This window comes from Thermocoleostomius sinensis A174 (genome assembly GCF_026802175.1).
Classification (GTDB): domain Bacteria; phylum Cyanobacteriota; class Cyanobacteriia; order Elainellales; family Elainellaceae; genus Thermocoleostomius; species Thermocoleostomius sinensis.
The window spans coordinates 5,333,477-5,350,770 of sequence record NZ_CP113797.1 but is presented as its reverse complement, the minus strand read 5'-3'; the positions used below and the strand labels follow the sequence as shown (position 1 = coordinate 5,350,770).

The window sequence follows — 17,294 nt, the reverse complement described above, 5'->3', positions numbered from 1 at the left end:
GAAATTAACAAGGTCAATATGATGCACAGAAAGCGGCAGAAATTTTCTCTGCGCTTTGGCATCTCACAAACCGTTAGTCAGCCACCAAGCTTGGGCATTCTAAAGGTTAATGTTCACCTTTGTCTGCAAGGCTTGCGTTATGCCCGAACCGCAGATCTCGGCCATTATTTGCACCCACAACCGCGAGACATACCTGGGAGCCGCAATCGATAGTTTGCTGGCCCAAACCTTTGCTGAACCGTATGAAATTATTGTTGTAGACAACGCCTCCAGCGATCGCACCCGTGAAATTGTCAAAGCGCGGAAGCACCCCCAGCTTCACTACATCTACGAAGCTACGATGGGACTCTCGGTTGCCCGCAACACAGGGGCATCGGTTGCCCATAGCCCCATTTTGGCCTATCTCGATGATGATGCGGTTGCCAGCCCTCAGTGGTTGCAGACAATTTATGCAGCTTATGAACGTGATCCCCAATTGGCGATCGCGGGCGGAAAAGTAACCTTGCTGTGGGCAGCAGGAAGTTGCCCTCCGCGTTGGCTCTCACCCGGACTCGCTGGCAATTTAGGAGCTTATGACCTAGGTGAAACTATGCTCTATGTCGATCGCCCCAGTCTAACTCCAAGGGGATTAAACTACTCGATTCGCCGTCATTTTCTGGATCAAGTCGGTGGATTTGATCTCAAGTTGGGTCGCGTTGGCAAAACCCTATTGTCCAACGAAGAACTGCACATGACTGAACTGGCACTAGCTCAAGGGTGGAAAGTTGCCTATCTGCCTGATGCGCTCGTTGCCCACCATGTTGCACCCGAACGCCTCAAACATTCCTGGTTTCTCAATCGTGGTTGGTGGCAAGGCATTAGTGAATGTTATCGCGAACAGCTAGCGGGTCAAACAGGCTGGAACCAACTCGCACGTGGTTCAGAACGCTGTCTCCGAGGGGTATATCGATCGCTGAGATACATTCACGATCCTGCTCAACGATTTGACAGCCTTGCCTACGCCTATGGGCAAATCGGCTACCTCAAAGCTGCAATTCAGGGCATAGCCTTCAGAAGGCAGACGGCTAAAGGCTAAAGGGTTGGATTCGTTTTTTATTGTTTATCCTTCCTTTCATCCCTACTCCCTACTCCCTACTCCTTACCTCCTATGAAAATTCCAGTCTCTGTTTTGATCCCAGCTAAAAACGAAGAAGCTAATTTGCCAGCCTGTCTCGCCAGCGTTGCTCAAGCCGACGAAGTCTTTGTCGTCGATTCACAAAGCAACGATCGATCGGTGGAAATTGCTGAACAATATGGTGCTACGGTCGTACAGTTTCAATTCAATGGTCGCTGGCCCAAGAAAAAAAATTGGTCACTGGAAACCCTCCCCTTTCGCAACGAATGGGTATTGATTGTAGACTGCGACGAGCGCATTCCCCCAGAACTGTGGGAGGAAATAGCCGAAGCTATTCAAAACCCAGCCTATAGTGGCTACTATCTCAACCGCCGAGTATTTTTTCTAGGTCAGTGGATTCGACATGGCGGCAAATATCCAGACTGGAACCTGCGGCTATTTCGCCATCAACAAGGGCGTTATGAAAACCTCAACACTGAGGACATTCGCAACACCGGAGATAACGAAGTTCATGAACATGTAATGCTACAGGGAACGGCTGGCTATCTCAAACAGGATATGTTGCATATTGATTTTCGCGATATTTTTCAGTGGTTGGAGCGGCACAATCGCTATTCTAACTGGGAAGCAAGAGTGTACTATAACCTGCTAACGGGTATGGCAGAGCGCGACACAATCGGCGCAAATCTATTCGGTGATTCAGTCCAACGCAAGCGCTTTTTGAAGCGAATTTGGGTGCGGTTGCCCTTTAAGCCACTGTTACGCTTCCTCTTGTCTTATTTTTTGCGGTTGGGATTTCTGGATGGCAAAGCTGGCTATATTTATGCGCGGCTGCTAAGCCAATACGAATACCAGATTGGCGTCAAACTGTTTGAGCTACAGCAATTCGGTGGGCAACTCAACAAAACGTCTGTGCCAATCACGATGGTTCAGCCCATTCCTCAAACGGAGGTGTAGGAACTCTCCATCATTATGACGATTTCCAACTTTCAACTAGATTCTCAATTGGATAGCCCTGATCTCACCTCACCTGCACTGGTTGATCTGCGGCGCTACAATCAATCCCATTTCGATCGCGGCCGTCCCGGTTGGGTCATTCTGTTGTGGTGGTTGGTGCAGGCAATCGTGTTTCCGCTGACTCCTCATTCAGTTCATGCTCCTCGTATTGCGGTGCTGCGTTGGTTTGGTGCAACCATCGGGCACGGTGTGATTATACGGCCTACGGCTCGCTTCACCTATCCCTGGAAAATCACTATTGGTGACTACAGTTGGATTGGAGATGATGTGGTGCTCTATAGCCTCGATCGCATTGCCATTGGAGCACATTGCGTGATTTCCCAACGAAGTTATCTTTGCACGGGTAGCCACAACATTGACGATCCTGCCTTTGGATTAACCACAGCACCAATTCAAGTCGGTAACGGTGTTTGGATAGCAACAGACTGTTTTGTGGCACCAGGAGTGAAGATTGGGGCAAATACGGTAGTTGGGGCACGCAGTAATGTTTTGAAGACGTTGCCTGAACAGTCAGTTTGTTGGGGAAACCCATGCCAGTTTCAGTACCGTCGCACTATTGCAGACGTGACGCTGCCAGTGAGAGACCCAATAAATTAGAGACCCAACAAATTATGGATAGACAGATGGATAGACAGCAACCAATGGATTCAGGAGCGGATCTAGGGTAGCATCCAATGCAACCACTCGCTCGAAGCTAGCAGCAAAGCATTGTTTTTCTGCTTCAAACTCGGCAGTGGCAACACTATCAGGCGGCAACCATCGATGCACAAAACTATACTTCCACAAATGGGCATAATTGTTTATCAACGCAGTTTTCAGCGCAGCAACACTCTTTATGGCTTGCTGATGTAGATCCCTTGAAATAATTTGCTTCGATCGCAGAAAGTCATACACATAGGGAATGCCCCATAACACGGCAACACCAACAGATTGCTGCGTAGACAGTAGCGCTCCAATTTTCTGAGCCACATAGATTTCCAACTCTAGGAGTGAAAAAGCAAAATAGCTCTCTGGTTGAGCCAGCTTCGTGCCAGAAGTCTCTCGATGTTCTAAAAAAGTGTAAATACTTTCCCAAAGAGCGCGACTACAGATAAAGCTCACCTGCTTTTCTTCCGCCATGTACTGACAAAACCCCAGTGATGTTGTGCGCAACGCCTCGCTGCGATCGTGTCTGAACTGGGCAACAAACTCTGGGCTATTTTGCACCTCACGAGTTAGATGCTGCTCAAGTTCCTTGATCCACTGCGCTTTGTTACCAAACTCGTATTTATCAAACTCGTACTTGACAGATTCTGCCAAGAATGTGTTCCAATCAACGGAATGGCCTTGTTTCAATTGTTGATGGGCCTGCTGCATCCAGTTACCCAATAAAACATCACTGAATTGCATTTCAACGCCCAGCACCCGATTGGCTGATGCTTGGACGGCTTCGTAGGCGACTTGACTCAATTCCACCGCCAGGGAGGTAGCGTTGTAAAACTTTAAATAGTCGAGAATGGCCAACGTTTGATCAATATCGGCGGCAGGATATTGCAAAAACTGTTGCAAAGCTGCCCGAACCTGTTGCGGATGGTTGCAATAAAGATAATACTCAACCAAAAAGCTATCTAGAACAGCAAATTCTTGCTGATGCAAACTGGGTTGTTGTTGCTGCACAGTCTGAATCAAAGCGATCGCCTGGTCAAACAAGTGGCGATTCACTAGCTCATCTCGCATAGTCAGGACGAGCATTTCTAGATCTAGTTCCTCGATCAGATCCAGCGAGAGGGGCTGAGCCATCACTTCTAGCAGCATCTCGTATTGTCGCGTCAGAGAGGCAGCTTCGTAGGTGGCTTGCCACTGCTCAGGGTCAATCACAGTTGCGACCATAGTGAACGTCAGACAAAGACAACCGAGTCATTCTATGATGAATTTCGCTTAATTTATGTTGTCTGAATAGCCAGATTTGATGAAGTGAGGCAACCAGCTAAGTAGGAGGCGAATCCAATCGCTAGGAAGGCATCGCTGAATCGAGACCTGAATTGGACTGCCCCTCACCCTAGTCCGCTCCCGGAGGAAGCAGGAGTGGGGATGAGGGCAACTCCGACTTGAATGCAGCAAGGCCTTCTAGGAGTTCGACGACAATCGAGCGTGGCAAAAATACGAAGTTGAAGCGAGAACAGGGAACTGAAAGAGCCAACTGAAAGAGAAAAATCAGGGATATCAAAGTCGCGATCGTTCAATGGCAACTGGCTTTCCAGCGCGGCTAGCTGGCTCGGCAGTATCCAGAGCATGAATGAGGGCAATGACGGCCGCCACCATGACTAGCATTAGTACGCTGGTAAAAATCCGTTCATAAATGGACATTTCCATACCACCACCACGGTTTCATGCAGTTTTGTGTGCCTACAAGCTATTCAAGCGTCCAAAACCCAACAAATAGCAACCAACTATCCAGTTTTTGGATAGGCACATTAGGTGTCCTCACGTTCGAGCGAGGCAATTCCAGATTTGTAAAAGATTTTTCGCACAAATCAGGAAATTCCAGCCATCGCTAGATAGAGCAGCTACCAGTATCGGTCTTAACAGTCACCCAGTATGGCAGAGAGGGCAATTATATCTGCGCTCAGCAACGCCCCTTGGAGTTGGCATCAGCTAGCCATCCATCGATTGCAATCATACCTGTTTTGAGGTTGCTCGTCGCTCGTGTAAGGGTAGCACCGCTGCCCCACAGTTTTCACGAGCTACGCGAATCAGTAACGCAGCCGTGGCCAAGCTAGCCATCATTGAGTTGCCGCCATAGCTGATTAAGGGAAATGGCAACCCCGTGGTTGGCAAAGCCCCCGTCGCAACGCCAATATTCAATAGTGATTGCCCCACCATTAAGATGGTGGCTCCTACAGCAATCAATTGATGAATCCGGTTTTTAGTTTTGATGGCAACTCGAAGTGCGATCGTGCCGTAAGCCGCCAACATCAACAGCAGCAGCACCGATCCCACAAAACCAAACTCTTCGGCAAACACAGCAAAAATAAAATCAGTGTATTGAATCGGCAGATAGAACAACTTTTGATGGGAAAGCCCAAACCCAGTTCCCCAAAATCCACCCGAACCGATCGCCAGTAAACTTTGAATCAGTTGGTAGCCATCTTGTCTCGGATCGGCCCAGGGATTGAGAAACGAAATCAATCGTCGTCGTTGATAGGTTTTGATACTAACACTAATGATTGCCGCCAACAGCCCTGATGTGGCTGCGCTCGCAAGGTAGCTATAGGGAAGCCCGGCTGCCATTGCCATCAGCCAAAGCATCATGCCGCACAGCGCGGCGGTACTGAGATTGGGTTGAAACAAAATTCCCACCAACACCAAAACAAAGATTCCCAGCCAACTGAGGCGTGTAGACCAGGTTAGCTGTTCCCATCGTCCAAAAATGCGGGCCCCTTGCAAGACCAAAAACGGTTTGATCAGTTCTGACGCTTGCAAATTCATAGGTCCAATGAATAGCCAGCGCGTTGCACCATTGACATTGACGCCCATCACCAGCGTCAGCATGAGTAACCCCAACATGATCAGCACCAGCCAACTAGCCAGTCCTAACACATATCTCAAGGGGGAGTGAACGAGAATACTAAATCCAATCAGCGCCAAGCAAATCCAGAGAATTTGTACCTTAAAAAAATAGAGACCGTCGTCTAAGGTCGCTTCAGCAATGGCATAGGACGCAGAAAACATGATCACTAGCCCAATAAAGAGCCACAGGAAGGTCATCCAGTGCAGCAGCCGCGCTTCGAGACCCCATTCGTTGGTAGAGGGCGTGAAAAATGTAATGAACTTGCAAAGATTCACAATCGGTTAGCGTAAAAATGCAGAAGGCAGAAACAGTCTACTAACGGTAACGCAAGTCAGCCCAATTGGTTCAACACTTCCATGGAAGCTGCCATAAAAAAAGAGGTCTAATCAGACCTCAGCGCATACAACCGATCGCGACCTGTCTATGATCATGAGCGAAGACAATCAGCCGTCGAGCGGTCAACAAGATACGTCGATAGTGGCGCGCTCTAGCCCAAACCAGCGTTGGTACCAGGTTTGCCCGTTGCCAATTCCACTTTGACAATTTTGCCACCCATTTTTTGAATTCGTTGTTGCTCTTTAAACCAGTTGTCGTAGGGAACCAACTTGGTAAAGTAGGTGTTTTGCAATTCGCGCTGAGTCCGAATTCTAGTTTGGCTGGGAACGCAGGCTGTGACTTTGAACATCCGCATGGATATCTCTCCTAATGTCAGATCAGACTGAAAATTTTTGTTGAATGTAGACCTTTGTAATTTTGGATCTCAGATCACCGACTTTAGACGGTCCTCAAGCTGTGCAGTGACTCGATCGCACCTGTCCAAACTCTAAAAATCCAAAACCGCGATGATATTTGGTTAATTACTTCAAGGCTGGGAGTCTAGAGTCAATCTTAGATCGCTATAGCAAACTCCTCCGAGTTGCCATCAACCATCTAACACTCACCCCAAACTTCCCAGTCCTCCAGTTTCTAGTCTTCAATTTTTAGCTTCAAGTCTCTAAATTGCTGAGCAATTTGATCCTCAAAACTCAAAACTCAAAACTAACTATTCATTAGCTCAGACCAGAGCAGATGTAGTCGAGGTAAACACCCATTTCCTTACCGGCATCAGCACCAACCAAGCTAGCGGTGACTTCCTTCATCGCTTGGATAGCTTGCACAGTTGCAGCAATAGGTACACCCAAGGAATTGTAGGTTTCCTTCAAACCATTGAGCACACGCTCATCTAGGATGGACGGATCGCCAGCCAGCATGGCGTAGGTGCCGTAGCGGAGGTAGTAGTCGAGGTCGCGGATGCAAGCAGCATAGCGACGGGTGGTATACATATTGCCACCGGGACGAGTGATATCCGAGTAAAGCAGAGACTTAGCAACAGCCTCTTTTACGATCGCAGCCGCATTAGCGCTGATGGTGGTTGCAGCCCGAACGCGCAGTTCACCGCTAGAAAAATAGCTCTTTAGCTTTTCCAGTGCGCCAGTGTCCAGGTACTTACCCTGAACGTCAGCAGAGTTAATAACAGCAGTAATTGCGTCTTGCATGATTTCGCTTCCTTAAATTTCGTTACTGTCTACGAAACTAAATTCGGGTGAAAAAAGGATTGAGTTTTTGGTTTTGAATGGAGCGCCTGACATCAAGCGTTGGCACTGAACACTAAAACTCAATTAGCTCATTGCACCAATCACATAGTCGAAGTAGGAACCTGCCTCAGCAGCATCCTCACCAGACATGAGTGACAACGCTGCGTTCTTCATAGCACGGACACCTTCTGCCACCGCGTCGATTGGAGTTCCTAAAGACTTGTACATCTCGCGCACGCCAACGATACCGATCTCTTCGATCGGGGTGACATCACCAGACACTACACCGTAGGTGATCAAACGCAGGTAGTAGTCGAGGTCGCGCAGACAGGTTGCGGTCATTTCTTCGCCATAAGCGTTTCCACCAGGAGAAACAACATCAGGGCGCTTTTGGAACAACTGATCTCCTGCTTGCTTGACAATGCGCTCACGAGAATCGGTCAACACTTGAGCAATCCGCAGACGACGTTCGCCAGAGGTAACAAAGCTACGAATCTGGTCTAGTTCGCCAGGACTCAGGTAGCGAGCCTCAGCATCAGCATTCACGATTGACTTCGTGACAACACTCATTGATGGATTCCTCCGAAAAGCAAAATGTAACCAAAGATGATTAAACTGGCGTTCACCATCGAGTAACTGAGCTTTCAACAGGAAAAGTCAACCTTTCTCAGGGTGCTCTTTCGGTCTGCACTCAGTTATCTTCCGCAAATATTTTCCGGCATTGAGTTCACACTCTTAGGGCATTCGCAACATTTTGTAATACTCTTCCTCATTCAAGATGAAAATGGCGCTTTGAAACCGATCGTGAAGCTTGATGCAGCAGCGAAAAGCACAATTTCTTGACTTCAAGCTCTGTTCTGAGAGTTTGTAATGATTTGTGAATAAGCGTGACTGATCATCGTTAAGTATCTGTTTTTACAGAGTATCCGCTTGGCTGCCCCTATTCTAGTATCAGATCGAGTCATAACAGCTACGTCATCAATACTCTGACGAATCGGGTGCACTCAGTTTGAGTGCCCTTTTGTTTTGGGCATTCTCTTCAAGAATTAGTCTGGTTGATCGTTACGGCAGGGGTTGCTTCAGGGCATTCTGAGTGCAGGAAGCGCGTTTGAATGTCTATATGAATGACTTGCGTGCTTCCGTCCCCTGCCGACGATCTTCCTATGGTCAACTTTACCGTTGCTATCAGAGCTTACAATGCGGGCGATCGCTTGCCAGTTCTGCTCGATCATCTGAAAGTACAAACCCACACCGAAAGCTTTGTTTGGGAAGTGTTGGTTGTAGACAACAATAGCTGCGACAATACAGCCGCGCTGGTGCAAGCCTATCAAGCTAGTTGGGGGGCGATCTGTGCACTGCGGTATGTGTTCGAACCACAGCAGGGAGCCGCGATTGCCCGACGCAGAGCCATGCAGGAAGCGCAAGGTGAGTGGGTGGGGTTTCTAGATGATGACAATCTTCCCGCTCCAAACTGGGTAGCAGCAGCTTATGGGTTTGGGCAAGCACATGCGAAAGCTGGGGCCTTTGGTGGACAAATTCATGGGCAATATGAACAGTTACCTCCTCAGAATTTTGGTCGAATTGCCTGCTTCTTGGCCATTGTTGAGCGACGGCAGCCGTTTTGCTATAACTCGAAAGCCAATGGTCGCAAAACCGATAGGGTTTTACCACCCGGAGCCGGGTTAGTGATCCGCAAACAGGCTTGGCTAGAGAGTATTCCCCTAACTCAGGTGATTCAAGGACCAACCGGAGCGTCGATCGCCTCAAAGGGAGAGGATATTGAAGTGCTCACCTATCTTCGGCAAGCGGGTTGGGAAATTTGGAATAACCCGGAGATGCATATTTATCATGCAATTCCAGCTTGGCGCTTAGAGCGAGACTATTTACTTCAACTAGTGCGCGGTGTGGGGTTAGCCAAACATTCTCTGCGAATGCTGAACTATAAACGCTGGCAAATTCCGTTTGTGACGATCGGTTACTTAATGAACGATTTCTACAAAGCGGTTGCATATTTCTTGAAATACCGACAGCATCTCAAAACAGACGTGGTTGTTGCGTGCGAAATGGAACTGCTAGTGAGTAGTTTTTTGAGTCCACTCTATAACTTGAAGCGAAAACGAACCCTGTCCTGAGTTCAATTAACCTCTCTTTGTATACAGATTAAATACACAAAATTGATTGATACCCCTCGATTTCCCTCACCCTAAATTTCTCTCCGCAAGGACGAGAGATATTGAAAATTGCTCAATTGTCTCGACTCCCTTCGCCGCATCTGGAAGTAAGGGTTAGGGAATGAGGGGCAAAAAATTATCAGTCAATTAGCAAATTAAACACACGAAGAAAATATTTGATTGGTTCTGAAAATGTACCCATGCGGGTACTGTCAGAGCCTATTTCGATCGTTCATATTTAATCTATAACTATGACAGCAGATGGCAATATAAGAGCGATACAACACCATCGAACACCATAGTAGATTAGCAGAAAAGTTAACAACTAGTTTTTATTGCCTTGCCTATGACTATGATTCAAAATTTTTGAAATCTTAGTTGTTTTTATTTATTTGTAAATGGTTGATTACGTTTGTTTTATCACTGATTGACAGAAAATAGAAATGTTCACTCATCAGAATCTTTATAATTTTTGGCGGCGATCGCAAAGTGTTTGGTTATGCAAATTAGTTAAGGTAACAGTTAGCTTTTTGAATCAGCAAGAATTGTTTGAGCTCAGCCAAATCCATCAATTAACACAGGTTGAATTTGGAGTGAAATTAAGCTGGGAATATTACACTAAATCAGGAATTGGTCATATGTCTTGGTGTGTGAGTGCTAATCAGCCTGGTTTAGTATTCACCAATAAAGGATTAGCGTCTGATAGTGTTCCTCAAATTTATCAATACCGCATGGCGGATGAGAATACATTGGTGATGTCGGTTGGTAAGTATGAAGAAACCATTCGCCTAGAGGGTACGAAACGCCGGTTACGAGAACAACGGTACGATCGTAGGCTGATTCGTCGTGTGTGGGAAAATAAGGTGGAAGCCCTAGTGAGCTAGCCGTATTTATTCATAGACTAGAAAAACCAGTTCGTATTTCCGAAATTGTTGAGAATTGTCTTGTAGTTAAAATAGACCCAGAGAATCAGTCTAAGGATGATCAAGAATGGCTCGACAATTGAAGCGATGGGAATCACCACGCCGCGAAGGCCGAAACAACAAAGGCAGAGGCGGCACGGCTCGTAAGCGACAACGACAGAAGCAACTGAAGAATTTGTCCAAGAAGCTGAAGCAAGGTGAAATTGGCTCATCAACTAGTCAACACAAATTCAACACTAATCAGAAAGAGCGAGAGGGAAGAGAACCAAGTGTCTCCTCCCTCTTTTATTTGATGCTAAACAAACCAGGTAAATATTCAGCGCTTAGAAAGCCTATCATTGCTAGTGCTGTATCTTGTACAACAAGATCTTCTCAAAATCAGTTCAAAGTCGATCGATACTCAGTTTGGACATATTTTTGAAGAACCTATTGGAAACGCGCTTTAGGGAGTTCGCCGCTCCACAGCCGTTGTCAATCGCTCGATGGCTCCGGTCAATCTTTCTTGAGATTCAACCACTGGATCAGGCGGAGCATCAGCTTCTTCCATCCCCAGCACTCGATGCCGAAAGGTTTCGTAAAGACGAATAGCTGCAAAAACAGCCAGTGCAATGATGAGGAAATTTAACACAGCCGCTAGAAATAGTCCGATCTTAATGCCATTGCCCACCGTCCATTCTTGAATGCTGTCTACGTTGGCAGCTGCTAGCGCTGGGCTAACAATGGCAGGTGTGATGATATCTGTCACTAACGAGTCAACAATCCTAGCAAATGCGCTACCAATGACAACGGCAACGGCAAGATCGACCACATTACCACGTTTAATGAATTCCCAAAACTCTGCCCAGAAGCCGGTAACAACTCTTCTTCCGCGTTCGACTGTCATAATTACTTGATTTCCTAAAGCTGACCTTAACTTGAGTATCAAAAACTTTGGTATCTGTCAACCTAACGATCGCACCTAGACAACACACGCTACCAGGTTTTGGATTCGTTGTAAGAGTATTGTGGAGATTGGCAACTAGCACCGCGATAGAGTAAATATAAGCCTACCAGTTGCACCAGATGATACCAATCGTTGTGGTTGAGTCCGGCAGTTGTCACCCCCAATCCTTGCACACCCACCGCTACAACAGATACAAGAATGCCTGCCACAATCCATCGAGCAGACTCAACCTGGTTTCCTTGGTACAGCGATCGTGTTTCTACAATCAACATGATAAACATGGCTGAGAGGTAATCTGCGATCGCGTAGGCAAAGTTGTGATGAACCGTCACGCCGGTTAAATACAGAAGTGTTTTGGTTGCAATGGCCAACCATAGCCAGCGCTGCCAGCGTCGAGGTAGGGAGCTACTCAGTGTTGCCGTCAGCATGAAAAAGCTCGCGCCGCTGAGGGCATAGAGCATAGCGTACCACAGCCGATGAAGCATGGTATTGCTCAGGTAATGGGTAAAGCCATGACAGGTTCCGCCTAGTCCTGCCGCTATGGCGACAAGTCCAAATGCGATCGCCCATAACCCAATTGCTCGATGCTTCTGCCGCAGACTGAGTTGAAACAGCCGCACCGCAAACACCATTGCCGCTACAGCGAGGGCATAATCTGTCAACATTGTGGTGGGTTCTGTAATTGTCATAGGCTAGAAGCAACTGCGAGCACTCGATCGGGACTAGGAGCGCAAACACGATGGCAATGGAAATTGAACGAAAATTTCTGGTAGTAGGTGATGCCTGGCGATCGTTGGCGATCGGGGTGGCTTATCGGCAAGGCTATCTTCTCTCAAACAAACACCTAACCGTGCGTGTCCGCATGGCTGGTGATACTGGCTATCTCACCATTAAAGGCGCAACAGACGGCATTTCCAGAACAGAATTTGAGTATGCCATTCCTGCCAATGATGCGGCTGAATTACTTGATACCCTTTGTGAGCGTCCTCTAATTGAGAAAGTTCGTTACCGCATTCCGTGGCAAGGACTGGTGTGGGAAGTCGATGAATTTGCTGGAGCCAATCAAGGGCTAGTGATAGCAGAAGTTGAGCTAAGCGATCCTGAGCAATTGGTCTCGTTGCCAGCGTGGATCGGCAAAGAAGTTTCGTATGACCCGCGCTATTACAACGCTCAACTGGCCAAACACCCCTACAGCGAGTGGAAGGATCAGGACTAGTGCTTTGGCGATCGTTCAGGTATTGACTTAGCAATGGCTAGATGCCTGCAAGAAGGCTTCACTGTCTTGTAGGATGGACACCTCACCCAAACGTCCCTCTCTGGCTGTGGAAGAGGGATGCCGGGTGAGGGTGGAAACCTTTGGTCAGTCAATCAGCCCATTTGAGCTTGGGCAGATAGCATATGCATGGGCCCAACTGGGTTTAGATAGACAGGATACCCACCCTACAAGAAAACGACGAACTCCGTTGAACTTAAATCAATTTAACGGCTTTGAGTCCAAAATACAGCCCCATAGCCGTCGCAAAGGCGCCACCCAACAGAACAAAGTAAACAATAACTCCAGACATCGATCGATCTCCCAATCACTTTATATAAATCGTCATACCGCTTATTGAAGCATCTTCGGTTCCCGGCGGCTACTCCTAGATGGGTGGATGGCTGATTCACCATCCACCACTCCCTGTCCCTACCGCACCAGCACGGTCATGTACTTGCCTGTGGCAAACGGAGCCGGAACGATCGGCGTAAACTGCACTCGGTCGGTGGCAATCTTGCGCACATAGAACTCATTGATCTGATGTATCACTTGGTCGCGTGTCCCAATAATCCAAATCTGTACCCGATCGCTTTCCTGAACGGGCAATTCGCGATTCCATTCTCCAGTCATGGTTGTATTCCTTGCTGATGTTTTCTATTGGGTTAAGAACGGCCCAAGGCATGGGTGTCACCCAACCATGCATCAGCAAGGTGTGCCGATCGCAGACACCTGGTCTACAATCAACACAGCCTAGCCTCCTGGTGGATACAGGAAGTTAGGTTAGCTGGTTAGGGTTGCGGCCAAACTTCCCTAATCAGCGCCAGTACCTTGAGCCGTTCAGCCGTTCCTCTCGTCCTGCGAAAGAACCAGCATCGCCATAGCATAAACCAACTCGATCGGGTTGCACAAGCGTATCGAGCTACTTTTTTGTCAGAATTTTCTGCCGAAATTTAAATTGAAGAATTACGCAAATTCGCAGTGATGATGGTAAATGGATAACGCTAGCCAATAGCTTAACGACCTCAAGTGGAAAATATGTCCCGAACAGGGGCATGGACAGATTTTCAGATTGAAGTCGCGTATAATACCGACATTGACTTTGCGCTGGTAGTGGTTCGTGAAACCGTTGATCGCCTAGCCCATGCTTCCGAGTGGCGCTCGAGCATTCTGGATACCCATGGATTGTTGGGCGTTGAACAACTCTCGCGTACGAGTAACGTGATTTGGGTTTGAATTAAAGCGGCCCCGCTGAAACAGTGGGCCATTGCACGGGAGTCACGACGGCGACTGAAAATTGCTTTCGATCGCCATTACATTCAAATTGGCATTCCACAACGAGTTTTGCTAAGCAATGTTTCAAATAAGTTAAATTCAATCGAATTTCTAGAAAAATTTGAATCATTTACAAGTTGCGTGCCTTGCTTGGGTTGCTTGAGTCGAGAGTAGCGCTTGTGGAGTTCTGTTGATCACTGCCGCTGATTACTTCTGTTTATGCTGCACCTATTTAGCGTATTTGCTATTCTCTATCGTCTCACCATTCGCTGGAAGCGATCGGGTGTGTATCTACTTCTGGGAATTGGGATCAGTTTTTTGTTCTTGATTCGTCCGGTTTCTGCCTCTGGAACCGTGCTGCTGCAATCGCGCGATGTCAGGATGACGATCGCATTAGCAGAGCTACAAGCGTTTATTGCCGATGAAGCAACGTCGCCTGAGCTACAGCAGTTTTGGCAAGAGACCAATCACAATCCGGCTGACGTGAAACAATGGCTGACCACCGAGATCACGCCACCACCAGAAGTGCGTCAGGTCGGTTCCGAATTTGTCTTATTGCAAATTAATAAAGTGGTGGGCGATCCCCTTGGACGAGAAAGTCTGGAACCCTTGCGTACCGCCTTCGAGCGTGCCCTAAAAGACGATAATTCCTTCTCGATCTTGAATGTTTTAGAGAACTATCCTGAATCGAGTGTTCGACTAGAGGTGCATCGTCTTGAACAAGTGTATACGGATGTAAACTCGTTGGTGACACGCATTGAACCCCTTTTAAACATCGCGCAAGCACTGCTACCAGAACTTCTGTGCGACTGTAATCTACCGACAGAATCGCCTGATGTATCGCTGTCCCAAGCTAGGATTGACTATAATCAAGCACGCCGTGATATCGCTGCCCTACTGCCAATCGCCGCACCAACCACCAAACTAGGGAATGAAAAACTAGTGGAGGCTCGAACGATCGATTCGACCGATCCAGCACTGATTGCTCTAGAACCCAGCGATTCTCCGGCGCTGGCTAATAAAGAACTGCGGTTCCGGTTTGGCCCGTTTGGTCGATCGATGTCGATGCAAGATCTGACGCGCTTTGCTGAAACGGGGGAATTGCCTTCGGGTTGGGGATTTTTCTTTAATGTGGCGGGAGTTGACCCAGAGATCGTTCGATCGGCGCTGACCCAAGAAGTGTCTGTGAGTTTAAGATTCCTCGATCAAACGCTGAATAATCTGCTCGGGGAATATTTGCTCTACCAAGTGGGGCAGGTGATACAAACGCGATCGAATACTGCCAACATTCAAGCACTGCGATCGGCGAGTGTGCTATCGGCCGCCGATGACAATCACCTGTCGTTGCTCGAAATTTTACAGCGGTATCCCACTCCACAGGTGACGATCAATGGAGCACGATTAGCCAGATTGGGGCGTAACGCTAGCCGCTTTCAAGCTCAAGGAGGAGTGAGAGCCACCGCTGTTAGCATTGAAGACTGGTTGGTGCAACTGCAAGCCTCGGCCGCTGAAACCCTCTGTACGTGTGACCAACCCGTTGGAGAGCAACCTCCGATTGGCCCAGCGATGGCGACGGTGATGACAACTCCTACCCTTGATCCGATCGAACGCGCTCAATTTTTACCCGCCAACTGGCAGCCAGTTGCCCCCCATCGCGAAGATCAAGGAATCATCAAAGTGGTTTGGTTGCAAGGCACCCCCTACGAGATGGGCTATCAACACGGGCAATACCTACATGACGAGATTGCGTCGTTGGGTAGTGACATCATGGGAGCACTACGGTTTGCAGGTCGAGGGCTGGCATTGGGACGATTAGCGGCTCATCGCTCCTATCCTGAGATTGCCCAAGAGTGTCAGGGCTTAACAGATGCAACTCAGGATATTGGTATGACGATCGAAGCCTGTCTAGTTTTGGCCTACGGCGATGTCTATCAAGCCATCTTTGGCACCGCTTTACCCGATGTGCTGTTTTGGGATGGATGCGCTCAGTGGGTGGCAACCGGAGACGCTACGAAAGATGGACGGCTGTATCACGGCAGCACGCTGGATAATAATAAAAAGCCAGTAGATTACATCATGAACAATCCAGTGGTGTTTGTACGTCAGCCAAATGATGGTTTGCCACATGTATTTATTACCTATCCCGGTATGATCTGGCCGAATTGGGGGCTGAATACAGCGGGAATTACGGTAGGACTGGATACTGTCCACGCTGGGCACAACGAACTATCGTTTGAAGGCGGCAGTAATGTGCAGATCATGGCGCAAATTTTGAACACCGCCACCAGCTTTGCAGAAGCGCGACAGATCATGGATAGCGAACCCCGCGTTCACGCTAATCTGATTATGATCACTGATGGTAAATCCAAACAAGCGGGAGCCTTTGAGTTTACAGGTCGCAATTTGGGCGTGCGAGAACTGCAAGACAACGGTGTGGTGTATGTCACTAATCACATTGTTTTAGAAGAGATGTTCGATCGCCAGCGCTTTCCCCTCAGTCAATCCAGCCTGTCTCGCTTCGATCGCTTTGCCCAACTGATGGAACCAAATGGCGTTAGCTCACTTTATGGCACTATTGATCCGGCTGCCATGGCCAAAATCGGGCGCGATCGCGTGAATCCTGACACCCTAGAGGCTAGCCCCTTAAAGGTGTTTGATGATGATGCCAGCCCGGGCGGTAATGGGTCGATGCGGCAAGGTATCTATGATCCCGATAGACTTCTGCTTTGGGTGGCAGCGGGGCAACCTCCTGTCCCTGAGAATCCGTTTGTCTGCTTTTCCTTAGGAGAGATGCTGAACTTCCCAGATGCAACACCGTGTGAATCTCCGGCACTGTAGCCGTGAATTGCATGGGAAATCAACACGAATTCTGTCTGACAGCCCTCATACCTCCATAGCTACTTCCAATGAAGCGATCGGTTTTTGGTTATGTTGCAACTCTGATGATATCGCTGACAGCCTGTGCTTCCCCTCCACCACCGGCACCAACCACTCCACTGAAAACGGTTTCCCTAGATAGTACCGACCAACTCGTTGCAGGGCAAACTGTTTACGTTCCCATCTACTCGCAAATTTACATGTGGCAGCAGAGCCAAACGATTGACCTGACTGCCACACTCAGCGTCCGCAACACAGACCTAACCCATGCCATGATTGTTGCCTCGGTCGAGTATTACAATGACGCTGGTGAACTGGTTCGCAGCTATTTAGAGCAACCGATAGAACTGGAACCGTTGGCGTCAACCAGTTTTGTGGTGGAGCAAGAAGATGCTAGCGGCGGAGTGGGAGCAGCGTTTGTTGTCGAATGGGTGGCTCGGCAAGCGGTTTCTACTCCAGTGATTGAATCGGTCATGCTAAATGCCAGCGGCAACCAAGGAATTTCTTTGATCAGTCCCGGACGAGTCATTCGCGATCGAACCAGTAGCCCACCTACTCCAAACTAGTCAACTAATGATGGTACAGCCTGATATCAAAC

General features: G+C 48.2%; 20 protein-coding genes. 10 read left to right on the top strand and 10 right to left on the bottom strand.

Features of this window, described 5'->3' with window-relative positions:
• Nucleotides 1–139 precede the first annotated feature (139 nt).
• The 3 genes from OXH18_RS23210 to hpsU all read left to right on the top strand — a co-directional run bounded on the left by OXH18_RS23210 (nucleotide 140) and on the right by hpsU (nucleotide 2,728).
• Nucleotides 140–1,075, top strand: coding sequence for a glycosyltransferase (locus OXH18_RS23210; protein WP_268609881.1), 936 nt, complete (start codon nucleotides 140–142; stop codon nucleotides 1,073–1,075).
• A 72-nt stretch (nucleotides 1,076–1,147) separates the two neighbouring features.
• A complete protein-coding gene (locus tag OXH18_RS23205; RefSeq protein ID WP_268609879.1) occupies nucleotides 1,148–2,071 on the top strand; it encodes a glycosyltransferase family 2 protein in 924 nt (307 codons plus the stop codon).
• A 15-nt stretch (nucleotides 2,072–2,086) separates the two neighbouring features.
• On the top strand, nucleotides 2,087–2,728 hold the full coding sequence (gene hpsU / locus OXH18_RS23200; protein ID WP_268609878.1) for a hormogonium polysaccharide biosynthesis acetyltransferase HpsU: 642 nt from the start codon (nucleotides 2,087–2,089) through the stop codon (nucleotides 2,726–2,728).
• Nucleotides 2,729–2,740: 12 nt separating this feature from the next.
• On the opposite strand, the gene OXH18_RS23195 is transcribed toward hpsU, so the two are convergent.
• The 6 genes from OXH18_RS23195 to apcA form a co-directional block, all read right to left on the bottom strand.
• A complete protein-coding gene (locus OXH18_RS23195) occupies nucleotides 2,741–4,000 on the bottom strand; it encodes a hypothetical protein (RefSeq protein WP_268609877.1) in 1,260 nt (419 codons plus the stop codon).
• Nucleotides 4,001–4,333: 333 nt separating this feature from the next.
• Complete coding sequence (locus OXH18_RS23190) at nucleotides 4,334–4,483, bottom strand: hypothetical protein (RefSeq protein WP_268609875.1); 150 nt, start codon at nucleotides 4,481–4,483, stop codon at nucleotides 4,334–4,336.
• A gap of 303 nt (nucleotides 4,484–4,786) precedes the next feature.
• The gene (locus OXH18_RS23185; protein WP_268609873.1) at nucleotides 4,787–5,956 is read right to left on the bottom strand and encodes an FtsW/RodA/SpoVE family cell cycle protein; all 1,170 of its coding nucleotides are present in this window, start codon (nucleotides 5,954–5,956) and stop codon (nucleotides 4,787–4,789) included.
• A 212-nt stretch (nucleotides 5,957–6,168) separates the two neighbouring features.
• On the bottom strand, nucleotides 6,169–6,372 hold the full coding sequence (locus OXH18_RS23180) for a phycobilisome linker polypeptide (protein WP_268609872.1): 204 nt from the start codon (nucleotides 6,370–6,372) through the stop codon (nucleotides 6,169–6,171).
• Between the two features lie 358 nt (nucleotides 6,373–6,730).
• Complete coding sequence (gene apcB / locus OXH18_RS23175; RefSeq protein WP_268609871.1) at nucleotides 6,731–7,216, bottom strand: allophycocyanin subunit beta; 486 nt, start codon at nucleotides 7,214–7,216, stop codon at nucleotides 6,731–6,733.
• A 123-nt stretch (nucleotides 7,217–7,339) separates the two neighbouring features.
• Nucleotides 7,340–7,825, bottom strand: a complete 486-nt coding sequence (gene apcA, locus OXH18_RS23170; protein WP_268609870.1) for an allophycocyanin subunit alpha — start codon at nucleotides 7,823–7,825, stop codon at nucleotides 7,340–7,342.
• Between the two features lie 593 nt (nucleotides 7,826–8,418).
• Between apcA and hpsE the strand changes: the two genes are divergently transcribed.
• The 3 genes from hpsE to OXH18_RS23155 all read left to right on the top strand — a co-directional run bounded on the left by hpsE (nucleotide 8,419) and on the right by OXH18_RS23155 (nucleotide 10,770).
• Nucleotides 8,419–9,387 carry a hormogonium polysaccharide biosynthesis glycosyltransferase HpsE gene (hpsE, locus tag OXH18_RS23165; RefSeq protein ID WP_268609869.1) on the top strand — a complete coding sequence of 323 codons (969 nt, stop codon included), beginning with the start codon at nucleotides 8,419–8,421 and terminating at the stop codon, nucleotides 9,385–9,387.
• Between the two features lie 677 nt (nucleotides 9,388–10,064).
• The gene (locus OXH18_RS23160; protein ID WP_268609868.1) at nucleotides 10,065–10,310 is read left to right on the top strand and encodes a hypothetical protein; all 246 of its coding nucleotides are present in this window, start codon (nucleotides 10,065–10,067) and stop codon (nucleotides 10,308–10,310) included.
• 106 nt (nucleotides 10,311–10,416) lie between these two features.
• On the top strand, nucleotides 10,417–10,770 hold the full coding sequence (locus tag OXH18_RS23155; protein WP_268609867.1) for a hypothetical protein: 354 nt from the start codon (nucleotides 10,417–10,419) through the stop codon (nucleotides 10,768–10,770).
• 21 nt (nucleotides 10,771–10,791) lie between these two features.
• Here OXH18_RS23155 and mscL read toward each other — a convergent pair whose 3' ends face one another.
• Nucleotides 10,792–11,232, bottom strand: coding sequence for a large conductance mechanosensitive channel protein MscL (mscL, locus tag OXH18_RS23150; RefSeq protein WP_268609865.1), 441 nt, complete (start codon nucleotides 11,230–11,232; stop codon nucleotides 10,792–10,794).
• Between the two features lie 89 nt (nucleotides 11,233–11,321).
• Nucleotides 11,322–11,981 (bottom strand): DUF6962 family protein, encoded by a 660-nt coding sequence (locus tag OXH18_RS23145; protein ID WP_268609864.1) that lies wholly within the window; start codon nucleotides 11,979–11,981, stop codon nucleotides 11,322–11,324.
• A gap of 50 nt (nucleotides 11,982–12,031) precedes the next feature.
• Here OXH18_RS23145 and OXH18_RS23140 point away from each other — a divergent pair, with 50 nt between their 5' ends.
• Nucleotides 12,032–12,508 carry a CYTH domain-containing protein gene (locus OXH18_RS23140; protein WP_268609863.1) on the top strand — a complete coding sequence of 159 codons (477 nt, stop codon included), beginning with the start codon at nucleotides 12,032–12,034 and terminating at the stop codon, nucleotides 12,506–12,508.
• 253 nt (nucleotides 12,509–12,761) lie between these two features.
• Here OXH18_RS23140 and petL read toward each other — a convergent pair whose 3' ends face one another.
• Together petL and OXH18_RS23130 are read right to left on the bottom strand one after the other, a co-directional pair.
• A complete protein-coding gene (gene petL / locus OXH18_RS23135; protein WP_268609862.1) occupies nucleotides 12,762–12,857 on the bottom strand; it encodes a cytochrome b6-f complex subunit PetL in 96 nt (31 codons plus the stop codon).
• Nucleotides 12,858–12,976: 119 nt separating this feature from the next.
• A complete protein-coding gene (locus tag OXH18_RS23130) occupies nucleotides 12,977–13,177 on the bottom strand; it encodes a hypothetical protein (RefSeq protein WP_268609225.1) in 201 nt (66 codons plus the stop codon).
• Between the two features lie 405 nt (nucleotides 13,178–13,582).
• On the opposite strand from OXH18_RS23130, the gene OXH18_RS23125 reads away from it, so the two are divergent.
• From OXH18_RS23125 to OXH18_RS23115, 3 genes are all read left to right on the top strand, one after another.
• Nucleotides 13,583–13,780: a hypothetical protein gene (locus OXH18_RS23125; RefSeq protein WP_268609861.1), complete on the top strand. Its 198-nt coding sequence runs from the start codon at nucleotides 13,583–13,585 to the stop codon at nucleotides 13,778–13,780.
• A 258-nt stretch (nucleotides 13,781–14,038) separates the two neighbouring features.
• On the top strand, nucleotides 14,039–16,657 hold the full coding sequence (locus tag OXH18_RS23120) for a C45 family autoproteolytic acyltransferase/hydolase (RefSeq protein WP_268609859.1): 2,619 nt from the start codon (nucleotides 14,039–14,041) through the stop codon (nucleotides 16,655–16,657).
• A 68-nt stretch (nucleotides 16,658–16,725) separates the two neighbouring features.
• The gene (locus tag OXH18_RS23115) at nucleotides 16,726–17,262 is read left to right on the top strand and encodes a DUF3124 domain-containing protein (RefSeq protein ID WP_268609858.1); all 537 of its coding nucleotides are present in this window, start codon (nucleotides 16,726–16,728) and stop codon (nucleotides 17,260–17,262) included.
• The last annotated feature ends 32 nt before the right edge of the window (nucleotides 17,263–17,294 follow it).

Coding starts and splice junctions, on each gene's coding strand:
- OXH18_RS23195 (WP_268609877.1), bottom strand. CDS start 4,000: ATGGTCGCAACTGTGATTGACCCTGAGCAGTGGCAAGCCACCTACGAA.
- OXH18_RS23180 (WP_268609872.1), bottom strand. CDS start 6,372: ATGCGGATGTTCAAAGTCACAGCCTGCGTTCCCAGCCAAACTAGAATT.
- apcB (WP_268609871.1), bottom strand. CDS start 7,216: ATGCAAGACGCAATTACTGCTGTTATTAACTCTGCTGACGTTCAGGGT.
- OXH18_RS23120 (WP_268609859.1), top strand. CDS start 14,039: ATGCTGCACCTATTTAGCGTATTTGCTATTCTCTATCGTCTCACCATT.
- OXH18_RS23115 (WP_268609858.1), top strand. CDS start 16,726: ATGAAGCGATCGGTTTTTGGTTATGTTGCAACTCTGATGATATCGCTG.
- OXH18_RS23160 (WP_268609868.1), top strand. CDS start 10,065: ATGTCTTGGTGTGTGAGTGCTAATCAGCCTGGTTTAGTATTCACCAAT.
- petL (WP_268609862.1), bottom strand. CDS start 12,857: ATGTCTGGAGTTATTGTTTACTTTGTTCTGTTGGGTGGCGCCTTTGCG.
- OXH18_RS23140 (WP_268609863.1), top strand. CDS start 12,032: ATGGCAATGGAAATTGAACGAAAATTTCTGGTAGTAGGTGATGCCTGG.
- OXH18_RS23205 (WP_268609879.1), top strand. CDS start 1,148: ATGAAAATTCCAGTCTCTGTTTTGATCCCAGCTAAAAACGAAGAAGCT.
- OXH18_RS23145 (WP_268609864.1), bottom strand. CDS start 11,981: ATGACAATTACAGAACCCACCACAATGTTGACAGATTATGCCCTCGCT.
- OXH18_RS23125 (WP_268609861.1), top strand. CDS start 13,583: ATGTCCCGAACAGGGGCATGGACAGATTTTCAGATTGAAGTCGCGTAT.
- hpsU (WP_268609878.1), top strand. CDS start 2,087: ATGACGATTTCCAACTTTCAACTAGATTCTCAATTGGATAGCCCTGAT.
- OXH18_RS23155 (WP_268609867.1), top strand. CDS start 10,417: ATGGCTCGACAATTGAAGCGATGGGAATCACCACGCCGCGAAGGCCGA.
- OXH18_RS23210 (WP_268609881.1), top strand. CDS start 140: ATGCCCGAACCGCAGATCTCGGCCATTATTTGCACCCACAACCGCGAG.
- OXH18_RS23190 (WP_268609875.1), bottom strand. CDS start 4,483: ATGGAAATGTCCATTTATGAACGGATTTTTACCAGCGTACTAATGCTA.
- apcA (WP_268609870.1), bottom strand. CDS start 7,825: ATGAGTGTTGTCACGAAGTCAATCGTGAATGCTGATGCTGAGGCTCGC.
- mscL (WP_268609865.1), bottom strand. CDS start 11,232: ATGACAGTCGAACGCGGAAGAAGAGTTGTTACCGGCTTCTGGGCAGAG.
- OXH18_RS23130 (WP_268609225.1), bottom strand. CDS start 13,177: ATGACTGGAGAATGGAATCGCGAATTGCCCGTTCAGGAAAGCGATCGG.
- hpsE (WP_268609869.1), top strand. CDS start 8,419: ATGGTCAACTTTACCGTTGCTATCAGAGCTTACAATGCGGGCGATCGC.